Raw genomic sequence first — 18,325 nt, 5'->3', positions numbered from 1 at the left:
GGCAGGGCGGGGCAGGGCGGGCGGGGTGGAGCCGGGGGAGCGGGTGCCGCGGATCTGGCGGGTCAGGACGGCTGCTTGCCCACGGGCACGCCGCCGGTGACCGGGCCGCCGATCTTGCTGGAGAGCCAGCGCAGGGCGGGCGGTGTCTCCTTGTTCCAGGTGCCGAAGTTGTGGCCGCCCTCGGCCAGGTACATCGTGGACACCTCCAGCGGGGGCTTGGCGGCCGCGGCGAAGGCCACCGTGGCCTTGTAGTCGCCCTCGCCCTTCAGGCTGCTGGCGACCAGCAGCGAGACCCGGGGCATCGGCAGGTGCTTCATCCGCCACATCAGGTCGTTCTCGTTGCGGAGCTGCTGGCTGCCGCCGAACAGGTCGCCGGTGGTGCTGTCCACCGCGGAGGCGTAGTAGCCGGAGAGCGAGGCCGCGGCGCTGAACGCCTCGGGGTGACGCATGCTCAGCTTGAGGGCGCAGTAGCCGCCGGTGGAGTCGCCGATGACGCCCCAGTGCGCGCCGCCGGACTCGGCGCGGTAGTCGGTGGTGACGGCCCGCTGCAGGTCCTTGGTGAAGAAGGTCTCCGCCTGCGGCCCGTTGGGGACGTCCTGGCACTCGGTGTCCCTGGGCAGGTTCACGGCCGGCCGCATCAGCACCAGGATCGTCGGCTGCATCTGCTTCTCCTGGATCGCCTGGGCGGCGACCGTCGGGTACTGCATCCGGGTGACGAGGTTCTTCGGCGAACCGGGGTAGCCGGTGAACACCAGCATCACCGGGAATCTGGTGTGGGCGTAGGCGGCCTCGCCGTACTGCGGCGGCAGGTAGACATAGGCGTCCTCGGTGAACCCGGTGCTGCCGCCCTTGACGTTCACCTCCTGCAGGGTCCCGCCGGAGGCGTTCGCGCCGTGCAGCTTGAGCGGCACCGGCTTGCTGTTCAGCACCTGGACGCCGTTCCCCTGGCCGTCCAGGGTGGAGGAGCTCTGGTGCACCCCGCCGTTGATGGTCACCGGGGCGCCGTTGCCGGCGTCCGTGCCGAAGAGGTCGTTCCAGGAACTGTAGAAAGCGCCCCAGTTGTTGGCGGCGAGGCCGATCGCGGCGAGGGTGAACACCTGTCCGACCACCAGCAGCCCGACCCGGCCGAGCAGTGAGCGCCAATTGCGGTCGCTGAGACGCGGCCAGATCCAGACCGTCGCGACAAAGCAGATCACCGCTATCAGCGCGATGAGTATCTGCAGTTTCCGACTGGTGAGTCCCATGTTCCACATCCTGTTGCCCGGCCTGGTTCGGCGCCCCGTGAGTCGCCGGCTCCGCCCTGGGGGTCGGAGCACGGCTGCGGAGGTCCAGACGCTCCAGCATGCCTGGGAAGTTGCTGTGTATTGCCGAAAAGTTACCTGCGAGCAGGAAACTCATGCCTGCGGCTGATGCTCTCCTACTCGGGTCTGACCGAAGTCCTTACCTGAGCCTCTACTCTGGACCACCATGAGCGATCCCCAGGCCGCCACCCCGGCCGAGCAGCAGGCCGCAGAGGGCCGTAACCGCAAGGGCATCCAGCTGCCCAAGGTGTCCCGTCCGTGGGTTCCCGGGGTGGTCGGCTACGCAACGGCGCTGGTCGGACTGGGTGACATCGTCGGCGCGGTGGCACCGCACTTCAAGGGATCCAGGGTCCACGAGCTGGCCAGCTTCCTCCCAGGAACGGTGACCACGGTCGCCACCGCCGCCTCGCTGGTGGTCGGCATCCTGCTGATCATGCTGGCGCACGCGCTGCGCCGCCGGAAGCAGCGGGCCTGGAAGGCCGTGGCGGTGCTGCTGCCGGTCGGCGCGCTGCTGGAGGCCCTGCGCTGGCACCACACCGCCACGGCGGTGGTGACGGTGGTGGTGTTCGTCGTCGTACTGGTGAACCGCCGCGAGTTCTACGCGCTCTCGGATCCGCGCAGCCGGTGGCGGGCGGTGGGGAACTTCTTCGCGATGTACGTGCTGAGTTTCGGGCTCGGTCTGATCATCGTCAGTTCGCACGCCAAGACCACCGTCGGAGTCCCAACCTTCGGCGACCGCTTCTGGCAGGTGGTCTGGGGGCTGATCGGAATCGGCGGCCCGATCCACTACACCGTGGACCGCACCAACGACCTGGTCTACTACTCGCTCGCCGGACTCGGCCTGCTGACCGCGGTCAGCACGGTGTGGCTGGCGACCAAGCCGTCCAAGCCGGTCGCCGAGCTCAGCACCGCGGAGGAGGGCCAGGTCCGCGAGCTGCTGGCGAAGCACGGGGCGAGGGACTCGCTGGGGTACTTCGCGCTGCGCCGGGACAAGAGCGTGATCTTCTCGCCCAGCGGCAAGGCCGCGATCGCCTACCGGGTGGTGTCGGGGGTGATGCTCGCCTCCGGCGACCCGATCGGCGACGTCGAGGCGTGGCCCGGGGCGATCAAGCTGTTCATGGAGGAGGCGCACCGGCACGCCTGGGTGCCGGCGGTGATGGGCTGCAGCGAGACCGGCGGCGAGGTGTGGACCCGCGAAGCCGGTCTGGACGCCCTGGAGATCGGCGACGAGGCCATCGTCGAGGTCGACGACTTCACCATGGAGGGCCGGGCCATGCGCAACGTCCGGCAGATGGTGAAGCGGATCGAGCGGGCCGGGTACACCTGCCGGGTCCGCCGGGTCGACGAGCTGAGCGAGCGGGAGCTGGAGCAGATCCGCTACGCCGCGGACGCCTGGCGCGGCACCGAGACCGAGCGGGGCTTCTCGATGGCCCTGGGCCGCTTCGGCGACCCCGCTGACACCGGCTGCGTGGTGGTCACCGCGCACAAGCTCCCCGAGGGGGCCGCCGAGGGGGCCTCGGACATCCGGGCGGTGCTGCACTTCGTGCCCTGGGGCAAGGAGGGGATCTCGCTGGAGCTGATGCGCCGGGACCGGGACGCCGACCCGGGGCTGAACGAGCTGCTGATCGTCAAGGCGCTGCAGGCCTCGGGCGAGCTGGGGATCAGCCGGGTCTCGCTGAACTTCGCGATGTTCCGCTCGGCGCTGGCGCGCGGCGAGCGGATCGGCGCCGGGCCGGTGCTGCGGGCCTGGCGCGGGCTGCTGGTCTTCCTGTCCCGGTGGTTCCAGATCGAGTCGCTGTACAAGTTCAACGCCAAGTTCCGCCCGATCTGGGAGCCCCGCTTCCTGGTCTACCCGACCGCCCGGGACCTGCCCAGGATCGGCCTCTCGGCGTTGCAGGCCGAGGCCTTCATCGTGATGGAGCTGCCGAAGTTCCTGCGGCGCAGGCCGAAGGCCGTGATTGCGCAGCAGACCAGGGCTGAGCTCGCGGGTGCTCCGGTGCGGACGTAGGTTTTCGGCCGCGGCGTGTGCCTGGTTTGTCGCGCAGTTCCCCGCGCCCCTAGCAATTGCAACTGAGCCAGTTGCAGACCCATAGGGGCGCGGGGAACTGCGCGACCAGCCATGCAGGCGCCGCACTCGGCACCCCCTGCTCCACAATGGCCGCATGAGCACGTACAAGTCCCCGCTCCCCGGCCTCCCCGAGTGGCACCGCAGCGGGGTGATGGGCATCGTCAACGTCACCCCCGACTCCTTCTCGGACGGCGGCCTCTGGCTCGATCCGGGCCGGGCCGTCGCCCACGGCCTGGATCTGGTCGGCCAGGGCGCCGACCTGGTCGACGTGGGCGGCGAGTCAACGCGGCCGGGGGCGGTGCGGGTCACCCGTGAGGAGGAACTCCGGCGGGTGCTGCCGGTGGTCCGGGGCCTGGCCGAGGGCGGCGCGCTGGTGAGCGTGGACACCATGCGGGCGGCGGTCGCCGAGGCGGCCGTGGACGCCGGAGCGCGGATCATCAACGACGTCAGCGGCGGCCGGGCGGACCCGGACATGGTGGGCGTCGCCGCCCGCACCGGCGTGCCCTTCGTGGTGATGCACTGGCGCGGCCAGTCCGCGGCCATGGATCAGCTGGCCTCCTACGGGGATGTCGTGGGCGAGGTCATCGAGGAAGTGGAGCGCCAGATGGACGCTGTGGTGTCGGGCGGGGTCGACCCCGCCCAGGTGATCGTCGATCCCGGGCTCGGCTTCGCCAAGACCAGGGAGGACGACTGGGCCCTGCTGGCCCGGCTGGACGCCTGGTCCGGACTGGGCCGCCCGGTGCTGGTCGCGGCCTCGCGCAAGCGGTTCCTGGGCACCCTGCTGGCCGACCCGGTCACCGGCGACCCCCGCCCGGCCAGGGCCCGCGACGCCGCCACCGCCGCGGTCTCCGCGCTGGCCGCGGCCCAGGGCGCCTGGGCGGTGCGGGTGCACGAGGTGTCCGCGACGGTCGACGCGGTACGGGTCGAGGCCGCGCTCCGCGCCGCCCGTGCCGGCCGGGGCGGCGGCAGGTGACCGGCCCGGGGCAGACCGCCGACCAGCGGGCCGTGGAGGCGGCCAACGCCGCCCTCTACGCCGCACTGGAGGCCGGCGACCTGGACGGGCTCACCGACGTCTGGGTGTCCGGGGCCGACGCCGACGACGTCCGCGGCGCAGTCTGCGTGCACCCCGGCTGGCCGGTGCTGCGCGGCCGGGCCTCGGTGCTGCGCTCCTATGCGCTGATCATGGCGCACACCGAGTACATCCAGTTCTTCCTCACCGACGTGGAGGTGGAGGTCCTCGGCGATGTGGCACTTGTCACCTGCACCGAGAACATCCTCTCCGGCGGCGAGGCCGAGACCGAGGGCGAGCTCGGACCGCTGGTCGGCGGCCGGGTGGTGGCCACCAACCTGTTCCGCCGCACAGCCGAGGGCTGGCGGCTCTGGTCGCACCATGGATCACCCGTGCTGACCAGCGGTGCTGACGAGGAGTGAGCGGCGAGGACGGTCGCAGTCCGGGGAATGCGGGCGCGTACCCGGGATGTTCGCCCTGATGCCGACGGGGTAGCCGCGCAGTGCGGGCGGCTCGCGGCGGAGCGGTGCGTGCACGGCCGGACGGCCCTGCGGACCGGCTTCGCTGTCGTACCGCGGAGGTAGTTTGGCCCAGAGACAGTTTGGCTGGGCAGGCAGTGCCGCCTGCAACGTTCCCGCCTGCCCGGCCGCCGGTCGGCCGCCGGACGGGGGCGCTCGACCTGTGGGAGTGATTCCTTTGACCGACCGGGAGCACAGCCTGGACCGGGTGGCGGTGCGCGGCCTGCGTGCCCGCGGCCGCCACGGGGTGTTTCCGCGCGAGCGGGAACAGGGCCAGACCTTCGTGGTCGACATCGTCCTCGGCGTGGACACCCGTCCCGCCGCGTCGGGCGACGACCTCAGCAGGACCGCCCACTACGGCATCGTGTCCGAGGAGGTCGTGGCCATCGTCCAGGGCGAGCCCGTCGACCTGATCGAGACCCTGGCCCAGCGCATCGCCGACCAGTGCCTGAAGCATGATGCGGTACAGGAGGTCGAGGTGACCGTGCACAAGCCGGACGCCCCGATCACCGTGCCGTTCGACGACGTGACCATCACCATCGTTCGGAGCCGCGGATGAGCAGCGATCCCACCACCAGCCCCGTCGCCCCCGAGGTGGAGCAGCAGGTCGACGAGGCCGACTTCACCCTGCACAACCCGGTCCTCGCCGTGGTGGCGCTGGGCGCCAACCTCGGCAACCGGCTGGACACCCTGCAGGGCGCCGTGGACGCGCTGGAGGACACCCCCGGCGTCCGGATCCGCGCGGTCTCCCCGGTCTACGAGACCGAGGGCGTCGGCGGTCCCGAGGGCCAGCCGAACTACCTCAACGCGGTGCTGGTGCTGCGCACCACGCTGCCGCCGCACTCGCTGCTGGAGCGGGCGAACGCGGTCGAGGACGCCTTCGGCCGGGTCCGCGAGGTCCGCTGGGGCGCGCGCACCCTGGACGTCGACATCCTGGCCTACGAGGGCGTGGTCGAGGACTCGGCCGTGCTGACCCTGCCGCATCCGCGCGCCCATGAGCGGGCCTTCGTGCTGGCCCCCTGGCTGGACGTGGACCCGGCGGCGGAGATCCCCGGTGCCGGACCGGTCGCCGAACTGCTGGGCACGGTCGGCGCGGCCGGGATCCGGCGGCGCGACGACCTCGCGCTGCACCTGCCCGAGTAGGCTCTCGATTTGAGCTTGTGCTGACCTAAGGGGAGATCTTGAAGGCGCTACGCGCTGTCGTGCTCGTCGGGATCACCCTGGTGGCCGGGGTGCTGTCCTGGGCCGGGTCGCAGCTGTGGAACTCGGTGGGGTCACTGCCGGGGGTCCCCACGGCGGCGCCGGTGGTGCTGGCGATCATCGCGGTGGTGCTGGCCGCCACGGCGGTGTCGCTGCGCGCCCGGCTGAAGGCCCAGCGGGACCGGGTACCCGACGCCAAGGGTGTCGACCCGCTGTCGGCGGCCCGTGCGGTGGTCCTGGGCCAGGCCAGCGCGCTGGTCTCGGCCCTGGTCACCGGGGTCTACGGCGGTATGGGGGTGTTCCTGCTGACCAGCAGCGACGCCTCGGCGCGCCGCGGCCAGGCGCTGACGGCGCTGTTCGCGGTGCTGGCCGGGATCGCGGTGATGGCGGCCGGGCTGTGGATCCAGTACATCTGCCGGCTGCCGGAGGACCCGGACGCCCCGACGCCGGTGCACAGCTCGGCGGAGCGGCCCTGACCGTCACGCAGGGTCAAGGCAGGTGCACCCGACGTCATGGACGGGTCCTGTCAAGACCTTGTTTGGGACCTGGCCTGACATGGGCAGTGCGGTCACGCTAGATTTCTGGCCATGCCACGTGGTCGCCACCGCCAGTCATCGCCTCTGAGCAGGCTCCTCCCTCCGACCGCCTGCGGAGTGCTGGCCATCGCCTCACTCATATCCGCGGTCTTCGCGACCGATCCGGCGATGCTGCGCGTCCTGGTGGTGGCGGCGTCCGTCGGGGCCTTCGCCGGCGCGGTGCTGCTGCGGCTGCGCGAGCACGCGGGCGAGGCCGATCTGGAGGCGGAGGTGGCCGCGAGGGCGCGGGACGAGGCCCGCTTCGAGGACCGGGCGGCCGAGTTGGAGTACGCCGCGGAGGTCGCCGAGGAGCAGGTCAAGCGGCTGGAACGGCGGCTGCTCGCGCAGCGCAGCCAGATCGCCAGGTCCGAGGCCGAGAACGCGCGGCTGCTGCGGGAGCGGGCGCGGATCGCGGCCGAGCAGGCCCTGCGGGAGGCGGAGGAGGCCCAGCGCAAGGAAGCCGCGCTGCGGGGTGCCCGTCCCACCGCGACCGCCTACCTCAAGGCGGCGGCGGCCCTGCGGGGCCTTGAGCGGAGGGCGGCCGTGGACCGGGCCCAGCGGATCGCCTCGGCCGGCGGGGGCGCGGGGGCGGCGGTTCCCGACGCCGAGACCGTGGTGGAGCCGGTCGTCGAACCCGTCGTCGAGCCGGTCGTCGAGCCCGTGACGGCGGCTCAGGAACCGCAGCGGGAGCGGGGACAGGAGCGGTCGGCGTTCCGACCGAAGCCGCGGGCCACCGAGCCGAAGCCGGCGGCCGCGGAGGCGGAGAAGCCGGTGGGACCGGCCTGGGCCCGGGCGGCGCTGCCGCCGCTGCGGCCCGCCACCGCGGTGCTGCCGCGGCAGTCGCGCGACGTGCTCCGGCAGGACGCCGGCAGCAGCGGGACCTTCAACTTCTTCAGCCGCCAGGAGACGGCGATCTCCACCGAACTCGGCGACCTCGCCGACGTCATCGGCGCGGAGGTGGCGGCAGGCGCGGCGGAGGACGTCGTCCACGACCTCACCGCGGAGGACGAGACCGAACCCATCGACGTCCGCTCCCTCCGGGCCCTCTGACGCCGACAGCAACCATGGGGGCGCGGGGAACTGCGCGACCAGCCCTCTACGGAGGTGCGTGGTTGGCAGCGCAGTTCCCCGCGCCCCTCAGGTGGTTGCCGGGTTCGCTACGGCGGTGAGTGCGGCTCGGATGGACTTGTCGTCGGGGGACAGCTCTGCCGCCCGGGTCAGGGCTTCCGCGGCGCGTGCCGACTCTCCCTGGTGGACGGCTATCTTCCCGAGGAGGAGCCACGCCGCGGCGAGCCCCGGTTCCTGTTGGACGGCCTGTTCGAGGGCCGCTCGGGCCTGGCCGTGGTCTCCACGGCGCGCGTGGGCGAGCCCCGTGTTGTAGCTGATACGGCCCCTGTGCAGGAGATGGGCGAGCGGGGCGAGGTCCTCCTGGCAGCCGGGGCAGAGCAGGGTGTCCGGCTGGGCTTCGAGCCTGCACTGGGGGCAGGCGACCCGGATCTCTGACATGGCCGTCCTCACTGTTAGGGGTGTCTCGCTACTCGGGGCGCACCGGGGTGCTGTGGATGTCCGGGGCGGGCGCGTCGTCCATCTCCCGGAGGGCTTCGGCGTGCAGCCCGACCAACGCGGAGAGCGCCTGGTTGACCTTCTCCAGGTTGGCGTCCTCCATGCCCTCGTCGATCGCGCGCAGCGCGCTGCGCAGGCGCTGGGAGAGGGCCGGCGAGAGCAGGTTCTGACTGACGAACACATGGCTGTAGGTCACCATGAGGACGTTGGGGCCCATCGAGTCGGTGAGCCGGTCCGCGGCGACCGTGAGCCGCTTCATCGCATCGAAGTCGGCGCGGTCGCGCGCCGACTTCAGTTCCTCGCGGGCGCGCCGGATCGCGTCCAGGTCCTCGTCGCTGAGCAGCTTGTCGCAGAAGGCCAGGACCGCGCCGAGGTAGGCGTCGGTGCCGCGGGCGCGGCTCTGGATCCGGGCCTGCTCCTCGAACACCCGCAGCAGTTCCTCGGCGGAGCGCCCCCGGGTCTGGCCGGCCGCGACGTCGTCCAGGTCCTCGATGGCCTTGCGGGCCGCCCGCCGTTCCGCGTCGGTGAGTTCGTCCTCCCAGCGTTCGGTGTAGCCCTCGATGGCCATCCGCTTCTCGTCCAACTGGGCCTTGAGTTCCGGCTCCAGGGTGACCCGTTCGAGTTTGACGGTGCGCTGCGGGCCGCCGTGGATGCGGACCGAGAGGGTGATGGTGCGGTTCTGGGAGAGGCCGAAGGAGACGGTGACCGGCACCCGGCCGGAGAAGCCGTCGGGGAGCCGCAGGCTGAGGTGGCCGATCAGCTCGTTCTGCTGGGCGATCTCCTTGTCGCCCTCGAACACCGCGACTTCGAGCCGCTGCCGCCCGGACCCGGCGACATGGAAGTCGCGGCTGACCGGGTCGGTGGTGGGGTAGCTGGAGTTCTTGGGGATGATCACGGCGAAGCTGCCGTCGTTGAGCTCGATGCCCAGGCTCTTCGGGGTGATGTCGAAGGGGTTGGCCACCTGGAGCCAGGCCCCGCAGCCGGAACAGGTCTCCGCGCCGGGCTCGTTGACGGTCCGGCACTCGGCGCAGCGCAGTCCGGACGGCCCGTCCGACTGGGCGTCGGCCGCGGCCGATCCGGCCAGCGGCGAGCCGCACAGGTCGCATTCGACGTCGCCGGGGGCGGCCGGGGTGCCGCAGCGCGGGCAGCTGCGGGGCTCCTGCCGGGCGGCCGGGGCCGGCTGTGCGGCGGACGCCCCGGCGGAGCCGGTGTGGCCGGCCCCGGTTCCGCTGCCGTCGAGCGCCTGGTGGCACTTGGGGCAGGCGGTCTCGGTGGTGGGGACCGGGACGTAGCAGGTCGGGCAGGACACCCGGTCGGCGCCGATCAGCGAGGCCTCGCAGTTGCCGCAGACCTCGTCGCTGAGCGCCGCCGACTGGTGGCACTCGGCGCACTCGACCTCGGCCAGCAGCGCCGACTGCACCGCGGCGCCCAGGGCCACGCACTGCATCGGGTTGCCGCCGAGCTTGATCCGCTTGGGTCCGAAGACCTCGCCGAGCCGCCGGATCACCAGCGGGATCGACGTGGAGCCGCCGACCAGCAGCACCTCGTCGATGTCGGCGACGGTGAGGTTGGCCTCCATGATGGCCTTGTGGGTGAGCTCGATGGTGCGCTCGATCCGGTCCTCGATCAGCCGCTCGAAGCGGGTGCGGTCGAACTCGGCCTCGAAGATCTGGCTGCCGTCGCCGATCCCGGCCAGGGTGACGTCGGTGGCCTGCTGACTGGACAGGTCGATCTTGGTGGCCTCGGCGGACCCGGTGATCCGGGAGCGGTCCAGCCGGTGCGGCTGGTAGTCGGCGCCGTACTCGGCCTTGATGTCGTCCAGCAGGGCGCTGGTGATGGCCTTGTCGAAGTCGTCGCCGCCCAGCAGGTTGTCGCCCTCGATGCCCAGCACCTGGCAGGAGCCGGGGATCAGCAGCAGGATCGAGATGTCGAAGGTGCCGCCGCCGAGGTCGTAGACCAGCACGGTGCGGCCGTCCTCGCCGAGGTCGCCGGTCATCCCGTAGGCGAGCGCGGCCGCGGTGGGCTCGTTGATGATCCGCAGCACATGGAACCCGGCCAGCCGTCCGGCCTCCTGGGTGGCCGCGACCTGGCGCTCGCCGAAGTAGGCGGGGACGGTGATCACCGCCCGCTGGAACGGCGCTCCGGCTCGGCCCTCGGCGTCCTCCTTGAGCTTGCGCAGGATGATCGCCGATATCTCGATCGGGGTGTACGAGCGGCCGTCCAGCCAGACGTTGACGTCGCCGTCCATGCCCGCGGTGACCTTGTAGTCGAGCTCGCCGAGCGCGGCCTGCACCTGCGGGTCGCGGAACTTGCGGCCCATGAAGCGCTTGGCGGAGCGGATCACGTTCTCGCCGTCCGTCGCCATCCGGCCGCGCGCCGAGGTGCCCACGAGCAGTTCACCGCGCCTGCCCCGGCCCACCACCGAGGGGGTGGCCTCCTGGTTCTGCTTGTTGTAGACGATCTCGGGCTCCCCGCGGCGGAGCTGGGCCACCACGGAGTTGGTCGTGCCAAGGTCGATGCCGAGCGTACGGATCATGCTGCGGAGTCCCCCTCGGGGCGTCTGCTGATGGGTGGTCACTTGCGCTTGCGGGGGCTACGGGCCTTGCGGGGCTTGCGTGCCGCGGGCTGCTTGCGCGGGCGCGGCGCGGGAGGGGCCTTTCGTTCTGGGACGAGTTCCGGTGCGGGCGCGGTTTCGGATGCGGGCTCGGCGGTGGGCGCGGCTGCGGGCTCCGTCGGCGCGGGCAGCGGTTCGGCGCCGGTCCAGGGGACGGCGACCTCCACCTCGGCCCGTCGCAGCACGTCCCCGCGCCAGTTGAAACCGTTGCGCACCACCGACACCACGGTCTCGTCGGGCTTGTCGGCGCTGGGGACCCGGCCGACGATGTCGGCGACGGCCGGGTGCGCGATGTAGTTCATCAGCCGCATCGGGGCCACCTCGGCGACGGCCAGCTTCTTGCGCAGCACGGCCTGTACCGCGGCCGCCATCTCGACCAGGTTGTCCGGCCGGGGGATCCCCGGCGGCAGCTGGGCCTGCTTCTCCTGGACCGCGTACAGCACGTCGTCCACCTCCAGCAGCCCCAGCAGCAGGCCGCGCTGGGCCGACTCGGCGGTCCTGGCGTCCTCCTCCCGCCGGCGCCGCGAGACCGAGCTGCGGAACAGCAGCTTGGTGAAGGCGTCGGCCAGGTCGACGTCGAGCGCCCGCTCCGGCACGGGCAGGAAGTCCTCCGTGATCGCCAGCGGATCGGTGTCGGTGTCGGTGTCGGTCATGGGGCGGCTACTCCGGGATCTCGACGGGGGGCAGTACGGCGGTTCCGGCCCGGTAGGGGGCCGGCACCCGCAGCGCCTCGACCCCGGCCTCGGGCGGCAGTTCGGACCATTCGGCGAGCAGGTCCTGCTCGCGCAGCACCAGCAGCGCCGAGGCCGGGGGCATGGCGAAGGGGTCCGGCTCCGGCAGCGGCTGCTCGGCCGCGACCGGGGCGAAGGCCGCGTCCAGCCCCTCGGTGGTCTGCGGGGGCAGGTGCTCCAGCAGGTCCCACTCCAGCCGCTTCTCCGGGTTGCGCAGCTGCGCGGCGGCCTGGGCGACCTCGTTGGGGCGGTGCTTGCGCTCGCGGATCGCTCTGGCCTGCGCGGCCTTCAGCTCGGCGCTCCCGGCGGTGCTGTCCACACCGAGGATCTCGTAGGGCGACGGTCCTGACAGGGGCATGCGCTGGTCCTCCTCCTCACTGCGGGTGCGTGTCAGTAGCCGCGTCGCCGCAGGGCGACTCTGAGCTGCTGCAGGTCCTTGTTGTCCGGGTCGTAGCGCAGGCCCAGCTCCATCTCCGACTTGGCGACCCGGAACTGGCTGCGGTTGGCGGCCGCGTAGGCCTGCACCGCGTAGGCGTCGCCCAGTTGGCGGAGGGTCACCTCGTTGTCCTGGATCCCCAGCGCCTCCCGCAGGAAGACGATGCCGGCCTTGGTGTCCTTCTGCTTCATCAGCTCCACGCCGCGGTTGTGCAGCACCACCGACAGCCTGCGGTCGCCCTCGTGGGCCAGGTCCTTGCCGCCGGCCTCGGGGTCGTGCCGGACCGACTCGCGCATCAGCCGCCGGGCCTCGTCCAGCTGCCGCCGGGCCAGCCCGAGCGCCTTGGACCGGGCGTAGAGGACGTTGCAGAGCAGATTGCGGCGGTCCTTGTTGTCCTCCAGCTCGATCGCCTCCTCCAGCAGGCCCTGGGCCCGTACCAGCGACTCCTCGTCCTCCGCGTTCAGCAGCTGGTTGGCCCAGTTGGTGATCGCGGCGGCGGTGAACTCGCGGGCGGTGGGGTCCTCCGGGGAGTGCCGGACGGCCAGCCGCAGCAGCCGCACCGCCTCGGCGTAGTCCTTGCGCTGGTTGTTGGCGCGCAGGCCCATCTGCGAGTACCCGGCGCCGAGGTTGGCGCCCACGGTCGGGTTCCCCGGCGCCAGCTCCAGGGCCTGCTCCAGTACGGCGACGGCCGCCGGGTGCGCCTCGCGGTCCTCGCTCAGCAGCCGCTGGGCCTCCTTGACGCCGGCGTCGGCGACGGTGGTCCGCTGGGCCGGGGTGAGCCTGGCGCCCATCCTGGCCGCCTCGGTGAAGCCGTCCAGCGCGGCGGCCCAGCGCTGGTGCGCGTAGTGCTGCTCGGCGCCGGTGGTCACGGCGGCGGCGAGCAGCGCGGAGCCCTCGCTGCCGCGCTCCTCCGGCGACATGGCCCGCAGCCCGGTGGCGGCCTCCTCGTAGCGCCCCTGCTGGACCAGGTACGACTGGACGCCGAGCGGGCCGAACAGCGGGCGGAGCTCGTCGCCGAGGGCGCCGCCGTGGCCGGGGAGCAGCAGCTGGTCCAACTCCTGGGCGAGGGCGGCGCCGTGCTGGGCTCTGGGGAGGAGCTTGCGCAGCACCGGACCGCAGATCAGCGGCTCGCCGATGGCGGTGGCGGTGGCGGTGGCAGTGGCGGGGCGGTGCCGGGCGAGGGTGGCGGCGGCCTGGCACTCCAGGCCCCAGCGGACGGCCCAGCCGGTGGACGCCGCTGTCTCGGCGGCGTCGGCCTGACTGTCCTGGCCGGCCTGGTCGCGGGTCAGGAGGTCCTGCCGGATCCGCTCGATCAGCGTGTTGCGGACGGTCCGCCCGCGCTCCTCGGGGACCGGACGGCCGGTGGCGGCGGCGATCCCCGGCCACAGGCCCGGGTGGTGCAGCGCGGCGGCCCAGCAGGCCATGGTCCACTCCCAGACCGCGTCGTCCGCGGCGTCGCCGCGCTCGGAGGCGAGCCGGTAGCCGGCCAGGCCCAGCGAGTGCAGCGTGCGGAGGTCCTGCGGGCGGTGCCGCCAGAGCTCCTGGAAGCGGTCCCAGGCCTCGGCGTGCCGTCCGGCCCGGCTGTGCGCCAGCGCCTCGTGCTCGGCCAGCAGCGGCAGCGCCGCGGCGGCGACCGGGTCACCGGGGGCGACTTCCTGGACCTCGCGCAGGGCGGACAGGGTCTGCTCGAAGTCGCCGTCGGCCGCCGCGGCGGCGGCCCGGCGCAGGTGCAGCAGCCGCAGGGTGGCCGGGTCGGCCCCGTCGGCCGCGGCGAGGGCGGCGTCCAGGTCGCCGCTGTGCAGCAGGATCCGGACCAGGGCGTTGCGGCCGGCGCCGGGCAGAGCTGAGGCCCACGCGGTCAGCAGGGGGACGGCCTGCTCGGGCCGACCGGTGCGGATGGCATGGGCGAGCAGCGCGGCCAGGTCCGCGGTGAGGCAGGTGTGACAGCGGGTGGGCAGGGGCTCGGCGACGTCCGGCATGGGAGGCGTGATGGGCGCGGAAGGCGCGGGAGCGGCGCCCAGGACCATGGTGGCGTCCGCCTGCCGGGGCTCCGCCGCCTGACCCGGTTCCGCTGCCTGCCCCGGCTCCGCCCCGCCCGGTTCCGCTGCCGGTCGGGACCGGTGCAGGTGCTCGGCGCAGGCGGGCCGGCCGCACTGTCCGCAGCCGGCCACGGCGGGGTTGTCGCAGCCGGCGGCCGCGGTGCCGGAGCAGGGCGTGCCAGGGGTGACGGAGTCGGATCCGGGGGCTCCGAGGGCCGCCAGCGCCTGCGCCTGTGCGGTGAAGGCCGCCTGCCAGGACCCCGCCCGCGCGGCGAGCAGTGCCCGGAGCCGGTACGTCGACGGCTCCTCCGCCCATCCGTCCGCAGCCGAGCCGTCGGTCCTGTCACCCGCTGGGCCGGCGGATCCGGTGCTGCGCAGCAGGGCCAGGGCGATGCGGGGTTGTCCTGCGGCGAGTTGGAGTGCCGCGAGGCGGGGGCGGTCGGCGGTCAGCAGGGTGGCGGCCGTGGCGGTGTCGTCACGCAGCATCGCCAGTGCGCCGCCGAGGCGGCGCAGCCGCGGGCTGCCGCCGTCCACCCGCTCATGGCGGCCGGCCAGGGCCAGCGCGGCGCCGGCCCGGTCCAGGGCCTCGGCCCGGTCGCGGCCGGTGAGCAGGGCCAGTCCGGCCTCCCGCAGTCCGGCCTCCACCAGCGACGTCCGGTAGCCGGCGGTGTCGGGGAAGGCCTCGACGCAGGACTCCCACAGCCGCATCGCCCGGCCTGGCCGACGCTCCGTCAACTCCCGTGCTGCCAGCAGGCTGCGGATGATGGCGCGGTTGTGGGACAGCACCTGGCCGCGGTCCTCGGGCAGTCCCTGCCAGTGGTCCAGGGCCGCGTCCGGGCTGCCGAGCCCGGCCCTGGCCAGGCCGAGGTGGAAGTCGACGGTGTCGCTCCAGGCGTCCCGCGGCAGCGCCGCCTCCGCGCCGAGGGCCCGGGTGGCCTCGCCGTGCTGCCCGGCCGCGCCGAGCGCCGCGCCGAGGCGGATCCGGCCGGGCCGCCAGTCCGGCCGCAGCGCCGTTCCGGACCGGTACTCGGCGGCGGCCAGGGCCGGTGCGTCGGACCACTCGTGCAGCAGGCCCAGTCCGAACCTGGCCGGGGCGTACCGCGGGTCGGCCGCCAGCGCTGCGGTGAAGCAGGCGCGGGCGGTGTCCCGGTCGGGGGTGGGCGAGTTGAGGGCGAGGCAGCCCAGCGCGTAGTGGGTCCTGGGGTCGTTCGGGCCGACCCTGACGGCGGTCAGCAGGTCGTCGGAGGCGGCCTCCCAGTGGCCCAGCCGCTGCTCGGCCAGGCCGCGGAAGAGCCGGGCCTCGGACGGCAGCCGGGTGCCGCGGGCCCAGGGACCGGTGCCCCAGGGGCCGGCCGTCCCCGGCGGCCGCACCAGGCACTGGCCGAAGGCGGCCACGGCGTCCTGGTCCTGGCCGAGACCGCTGAGCACGGCGCCGAGCCGGAACCAGACCTCGGCGCTGCCGCCGGCCCGGGCGACAGCGGTGAGCGGTTCCCTGGCATCGCCGGCCCGTCCCTGCGCGCAGAGCGCGGCCGAGCGGGCCAGCACCGGCCACTCGGCCTGCGGCAGCGCGGCCAGCGCGCGGGCGGTGAAGACGTCCCGCTCCCCGGCCGGGCCGGGTCCGCAGCGGGTCTGCAGCCACAACAGCACCGGTTCGGCCGCCGAGTGCGCCGCGGCGGCCGGGTCCCGGTACACCGCGTTCAGGTAGGCCAGCAGCAGGTCGAGGTCCTCGGGCCGGTCGCCCTCGTGGGTGCGCTGCTCGGCCAGGGCGTGCAGGGTCCACGGCGGCAGGGCCGCCACCGGGTCGGCGAGCAGCCCGAAGGCCTCCCGGTAGAGCCGCAGCGCCTGCACCCGGTCGGTGGTCGCCCCGGCCTGCCCCAGCACGGCCGTGCCCCGCTGGGACGCCAGTTCGGGCGCCAGGCCGGACTTGGCCAGCCGCGCGGCCAGCTTGCCGTAGCGCTGCACGGCCGACGCCGAACGCCCGGCGTCGGCGGCCTTCTTGGCGGCGGCCAGGGCCCGGTCGATGCCGCCCTGGTCGATCCGGGTCCGGCTGCGCAGCAGGAGGCCGCCGCCGACGAGCAGCAACAGGACGAGCACGCCTATCAGTTCGATCATCTGACGCTCCGGACGGTGTGCTCGCTGCTGCTGCTCATATCCGGAGGTTCCCCCTGCTGCTCCGTCACGTGGTGCCACTGCCCGGTGTGTTGATGATCAATCAAGCGACCGACTTCTCCCAGGGTAGGGAAGATCGCGCCGGGACGCAGCAGTTTGTACCCGCCGATGGGCGGACGGTCTACGCTGGTCCGGCTGGACGTTGTGGTCGGTGGCGGTCGGTGCGGTGGGGTGGGGGCGCGGGATGCAGCAGGGGCGTGGAGGCATGCCGCGGACGCGTTGGGTTGCCGGGCAGTGCTTCGGCCCGGACCACGACCCGGAGCAGTACCGGCTGCTGGAGTTCCGGCACCGCGGCGGCGAGGCCGAGGTCTGGCGCGCCGAGCGGACCAGCCACAGCGGCCGCAAGGAGATCGTCGCCGCGAAGATCATGCTGGAGCGCGACCCCTCCGAGGTGCACCGCTGGCTGGGCCGCTGGGAGGACGTCACCCACAACGCCAACCGGCTCGGCGTGGCCGACCTGGTCGTCCCCACCTTCCTGCTCGGCCCCTGGCCGCATCCGCCGGGCCACCGCTCGACCGGCCTGGTGGCCTATCAGATATCGCCGTGGCTGGACGCGGTGCCGCTGGACCAGTGGGCCCGCTCCGCCACCGGCGGCCCGGCCCAGGCCGCCGAGGTGCTGCTGCGGCTCTGCCGGATCGTCGACGACCTGCACGGCAAGCGCTGGGTGCACCGCGACATCTCCGCGGCCAACGTCCTGGTGGACGCCGACGCCCTGGTCAAGCTGATCGATCTGACCTTTCTGACCCCGCTGGACGCCGCGCTGACGGTCGCCGTCTTCACCCCGGGGCACGTCCCGCCCGAGCAGGAGCAGGTCGGCGGCTACCCGACCGCCGCCAAGGACCTGTTCGCGGTGGGCACGCTGGCCAGGACCCTGCTGCTGCCCGACGCCGGCCGGCTCGACCTGCACGAGCCGGAGGCGCAGACCCGCCGCGAGCTGCACGAGGCCGGACTGCCCGGCGCCGTCGCCGACTGGCTCTGCGAGGCCCTGGACGCGGTGCCCGAGCGCCGTCCGGCACCGCTGGTGCCCTGGGCCGAACGCGGCTGCGAGCTGCTGCGGGCCCTGCCGGCCGAGCGGCGGATCAGCTGCCTGCAGCTGGTGGCGGACGGCTGGGGACGCCCGCTGGTGGTCGCCGGCGGGCCCGGCGGGGTGGAGTTCCACGCCGTCGCGCCGGACCAGGAGCGGACCAGGCTTCAGCCGGACGGCGCGCCGCCGCCGGCCCCGGCGCTGCCCCCGTCCGGGGGACCGCCCGGGGTGCGCGAACTCGCGGCGGCCCGGGCCGCGGACGGCGGCCTGGCCGTGTTCGCGGTGGACCGGCGCGGCGTGCTGTGGTGCGGCACCACCGGCCAGGGCTGGTCGGAGGCGCTGCACAGCGTCTCCGGCGTGGCCGCGGCGACCACGCCGTTCGGGGAGGTGGCGGCCTGGACGGCGCGCGGCGGCATCGTCCAGATGCTCCGCTGGACCCCCGGGGTCGCGCTGTCCGTCAGCGAGCTGCGCCGCTGTCCGGCCGACCGGGTGCTGGCCGCCACGGCCGAGCCCGAGGGCGGCTGGTCGCTGCTGGTCGAGCGGCACGGCCGGCTGTTCCACTGCTCGGTGGCCGATCCGCACCGCTATGAGCGCACCTCCTACGACGTCGCCGGGTCGGCGGAGCCGCCGTCCTTGCAGCAGCTGCTGGCGGAGCCGGTGACGGCGGCGGCGGTGGCCGCCGGACCGGGCGGGCTGCGGGCCGGGGCGGTGCTGGCCGACGGTTCGGTGGCGCTGTGGAACCACGGTCCGAACGGCTGGCGGCGGGCCGCCGAGCGGGGCCGGCCGGGCGGCGGCGACCGGGCCGAGGGCTTCGCCCTGGTCGGCCACCGGGGCGGCCCCACCTGCGCGGTGGTCGGCGCCGGCGGGGTGAGGCTGCGGTTGCTCGGCTCCACCGGCGACGCCTGGTGGCGGCCGACGTTGCGGCCGGCCACCCGGGTGGCGCTGCTCCAGGGCGCGGACTGGCGGCTGAGCCTGGCCGCCGTGGTCGAGGACGAGGTGCTCTGCTGGCAGGAGGACGAGGCGCAGCGCTGGCGCCCGGTCCCGCTGGCACCGTGCTGAACCGACCGGCCCTCAGTTG

The 18,325-nt window shown here is 73.8% G+C and carries 14 protein-coding genes; 8 read left to right on the top strand and 6 right to left on the bottom strand.

Going from position 1 to position 18,325, the window contains the following annotated elements:
* Window positions 1-62: 62 nt before the first annotated feature.
* Window positions 63-1,244 (bottom strand): alpha/beta hydrolase, encoded by a 1,182-nt coding sequence (locus TR46_RS09190; protein ID WP_042396492.1) that lies wholly within the window; start codon window positions 1,242-1,244, stop codon window positions 63-65.
* Window positions 1,245-1,467: 223 nt separating this feature from the next.
* Between TR46_RS09190 and TR46_RS09185 the strand changes: the two genes are divergently transcribed.
* The 7 genes from TR46_RS09185 to TR46_RS09155 all read left to right on the top strand — a co-directional run bounded on the left by TR46_RS09185 (window position 1,468) and on the right by TR46_RS09155 (window position 7,721).
* A complete protein-coding gene (locus tag TR46_RS09185; RefSeq protein WP_052432650.1) occupies window positions 1,468-3,309 on the top strand; it encodes a phosphatidylglycerol lysyltransferase domain-containing protein in 1,842 nt (613 codons plus the stop codon).
* A 154-nt stretch (window positions 3,310-3,463) separates the two neighbouring features.
* A complete protein-coding gene (gene folP / locus TR46_RS09180) occupies window positions 3,464-4,342 on the top strand; it encodes a dihydropteroate synthase (protein ID WP_236655260.1) in 879 nt (292 codons plus the stop codon).
* Window positions 4,339-4,800, top strand: coding sequence for a nuclear transport factor 2 family protein (locus TR46_RS09175; RefSeq protein WP_042396489.1), 462 nt, complete (start codon window positions 4,339-4,341; stop codon window positions 4,798-4,800). Before folP ends, TR46_RS09175 begins: the two co-directional genes overlap by 4 nt.
* A 295-nt stretch (window positions 4,801-5,095) precedes the next feature.
* Window positions 5,096-5,455, top strand: a complete 360-nt coding sequence (folB, locus tag TR46_RS09170; protein ID WP_042396599.1) for a dihydroneopterin aldolase — start codon at window positions 5,096-5,098, stop codon at window positions 5,453-5,455.
* Entirely contained in the window at window positions 5,452-6,039 is a 588-nt protein-coding gene (gene folK / locus TR46_RS09165) for a 2-amino-4-hydroxy-6-hydroxymethyldihydropteridine diphosphokinase (protein WP_042396488.1), read from the top strand. Before folB ends, folK begins: the two co-directional genes overlap by 4 nt.
* A gap of 38 nt (window positions 6,040-6,077) precedes the next feature.
* The gene (locus TR46_RS09160) at window positions 6,078-6,572 is read left to right on the top strand and encodes a DUF3180 domain-containing protein (RefSeq protein ID WP_042396486.1); all 495 of its coding nucleotides are present in this window, start codon (window positions 6,078-6,080) and stop codon (window positions 6,570-6,572) included.
* Window positions 6,573-6,683: 111 nt separating this feature from the next.
* Window positions 6,684-7,721: a hypothetical protein gene (locus tag TR46_RS09155; protein WP_236655259.1), complete on the top strand. Its 1,038-nt coding sequence runs from the start codon at window positions 6,684-6,686 to the stop codon at window positions 7,719-7,721.
* Between the two features lie 87 nt (window positions 7,722-7,808).
* Here the strand turns inward: TR46_RS09155 and TR46_RS42165 are convergent, their stop codons facing one another.
* Genes TR46_RS42165 through TR46_RS09130 form a run of 5 tightly spaced genes read right to left on the bottom strand, consistent with a single transcriptional unit; the run spans window position 7,809 to window position 16,166 of the window.
* Window positions 7,809-8,177 carry a tetratricopeptide repeat protein gene (locus TR46_RS42165; protein ID WP_042396482.1) on the bottom strand — a complete coding sequence of 123 codons (369 nt, stop codon included), beginning with the start codon at window positions 8,175-8,177 and terminating at the stop codon, window positions 7,809-7,811.
* Between the two features lie 28 nt (window positions 8,178-8,205).
* A complete protein-coding gene (locus TR46_RS37765; protein WP_052432649.1) occupies window positions 8,206-10,770 on the bottom strand; it encodes an Hsp70 family protein in 2,565 nt (854 codons plus the stop codon).
* Window positions 10,771-10,808: 38 nt separating this feature from the next.
* Window positions 10,809-11,501: a nucleotide exchange factor GrpE gene (grpE, locus tag TR46_RS09140; protein WP_042396481.1), complete on the bottom strand. Its 693-nt coding sequence runs from the start codon at window positions 11,499-11,501 to the stop codon at window positions 10,809-10,811.
* A gap of 7 nt (window positions 11,502-11,508) precedes the next feature.
* A complete protein-coding gene (locus TR46_RS09135; RefSeq protein WP_042396480.1) occupies window positions 11,509-11,937 on the bottom strand; it encodes a J domain-containing protein in 429 nt (142 codons plus the stop codon).
* A gap of 32 nt (window positions 11,938-11,969) precedes the next feature.
* Window positions 11,970-16,166, bottom strand: coding sequence for a tetratricopeptide repeat protein (locus TR46_RS09130; RefSeq protein ID WP_042396478.1), 4,197 nt, complete (start codon window positions 16,164-16,166; stop codon window positions 11,970-11,972).
* A 262-nt stretch (window positions 16,167-16,428) separates the two neighbouring features.
* Here TR46_RS09130 and TR46_RS09125 point away from each other — a divergent pair, with 262 nt between their 5' ends.
* Complete coding sequence (locus tag TR46_RS09125) at window positions 16,429-18,306, top strand: protein kinase domain-containing protein (RefSeq protein WP_042396476.1); 1,878 nt, start codon at window positions 16,429-16,431, stop codon at window positions 18,304-18,306.
* Window positions 18,307-18,325 lie beyond the last annotated feature (19 nt).

This window comes from Streptacidiphilus carbonis (genome assembly GCF_000787775.1).
Lineage (GTDB): Bacteria > Actinomycetota > Actinomycetes > Streptomycetales > Streptomycetaceae > Streptacidiphilus > Streptacidiphilus carbonis.
Note: the sequence above shows the minus strand (reverse complement) of the source record. Positions and strands in the feature narration are given on the sequence as shown.

Excerpts from the sequence above, each read along its gene's own strand:
- TR46_RS09135 (WP_042396480.1), bottom strand. The coding sequence starts at position 11,937 with ATGCCCCTGTCAGGACCGTCGCCCTACGAGATCCTCGGTGTGGACAGC.
- grpE (WP_042396481.1), bottom strand. The coding sequence starts at position 11,501 with ATGACCGACACCGACACCGACACCGATCCGCTGGCGATCACGGAGGAC.
- TR46_RS42165 (WP_042396482.1), bottom strand. The coding sequence starts at position 8,177 with ATGTCAGAGATCCGGGTCGCCTGCCCCCAGTGCAGGCTCGAAGCCCAG.
- TR46_RS09125 (WP_042396476.1), top strand. The coding sequence starts at position 16,429 with ATGCCGCGGACGCGTTGGGTTGCCGGGCAGTGCTTCGGCCCGGACCAC.
- folP (WP_236655260.1), top strand. The coding sequence starts at position 3,464 with ATGAGCACGTACAAGTCCCCGCTCCCCGGCCTCCCCGAGTGGCACCGC.
- TR46_RS09190 (WP_042396492.1), bottom strand. The coding sequence starts at position 1,244 with ATGGGACTCACCAGTCGGAAACTGCAGATACTCATCGCGCTGATAGCG.
- TR46_RS09130 (WP_042396478.1), bottom strand. The coding sequence starts at position 16,166 with ATGATCGAACTGATAGGCGTGCTCGTCCTGTTGCTGCTCGTCGGCGGC.
- TR46_RS37765 (WP_052432649.1), bottom strand. The coding sequence starts at position 10,770 with ATGATCCGTACGCTCGGCATCGACCTTGGCACGACCAACTCCGTGGTG.
- folK (WP_042396488.1), top strand. The coding sequence starts at position 5,452 with ATGAGCAGCGATCCCACCACCAGCCCCGTCGCCCCCGAGGTGGAGCAG.
- TR46_RS09185 (WP_052432650.1), top strand. The coding sequence starts at position 1,468 with ATGAGCGATCCCCAGGCCGCCACCCCGGCCGAGCAGCAGGCCGCAGAG.
- TR46_RS09155 (WP_236655259.1), top strand. The coding sequence starts at position 6,684 with ATGCCACGTGGTCGCCACCGCCAGTCATCGCCTCTGAGCAGGCTCCTC.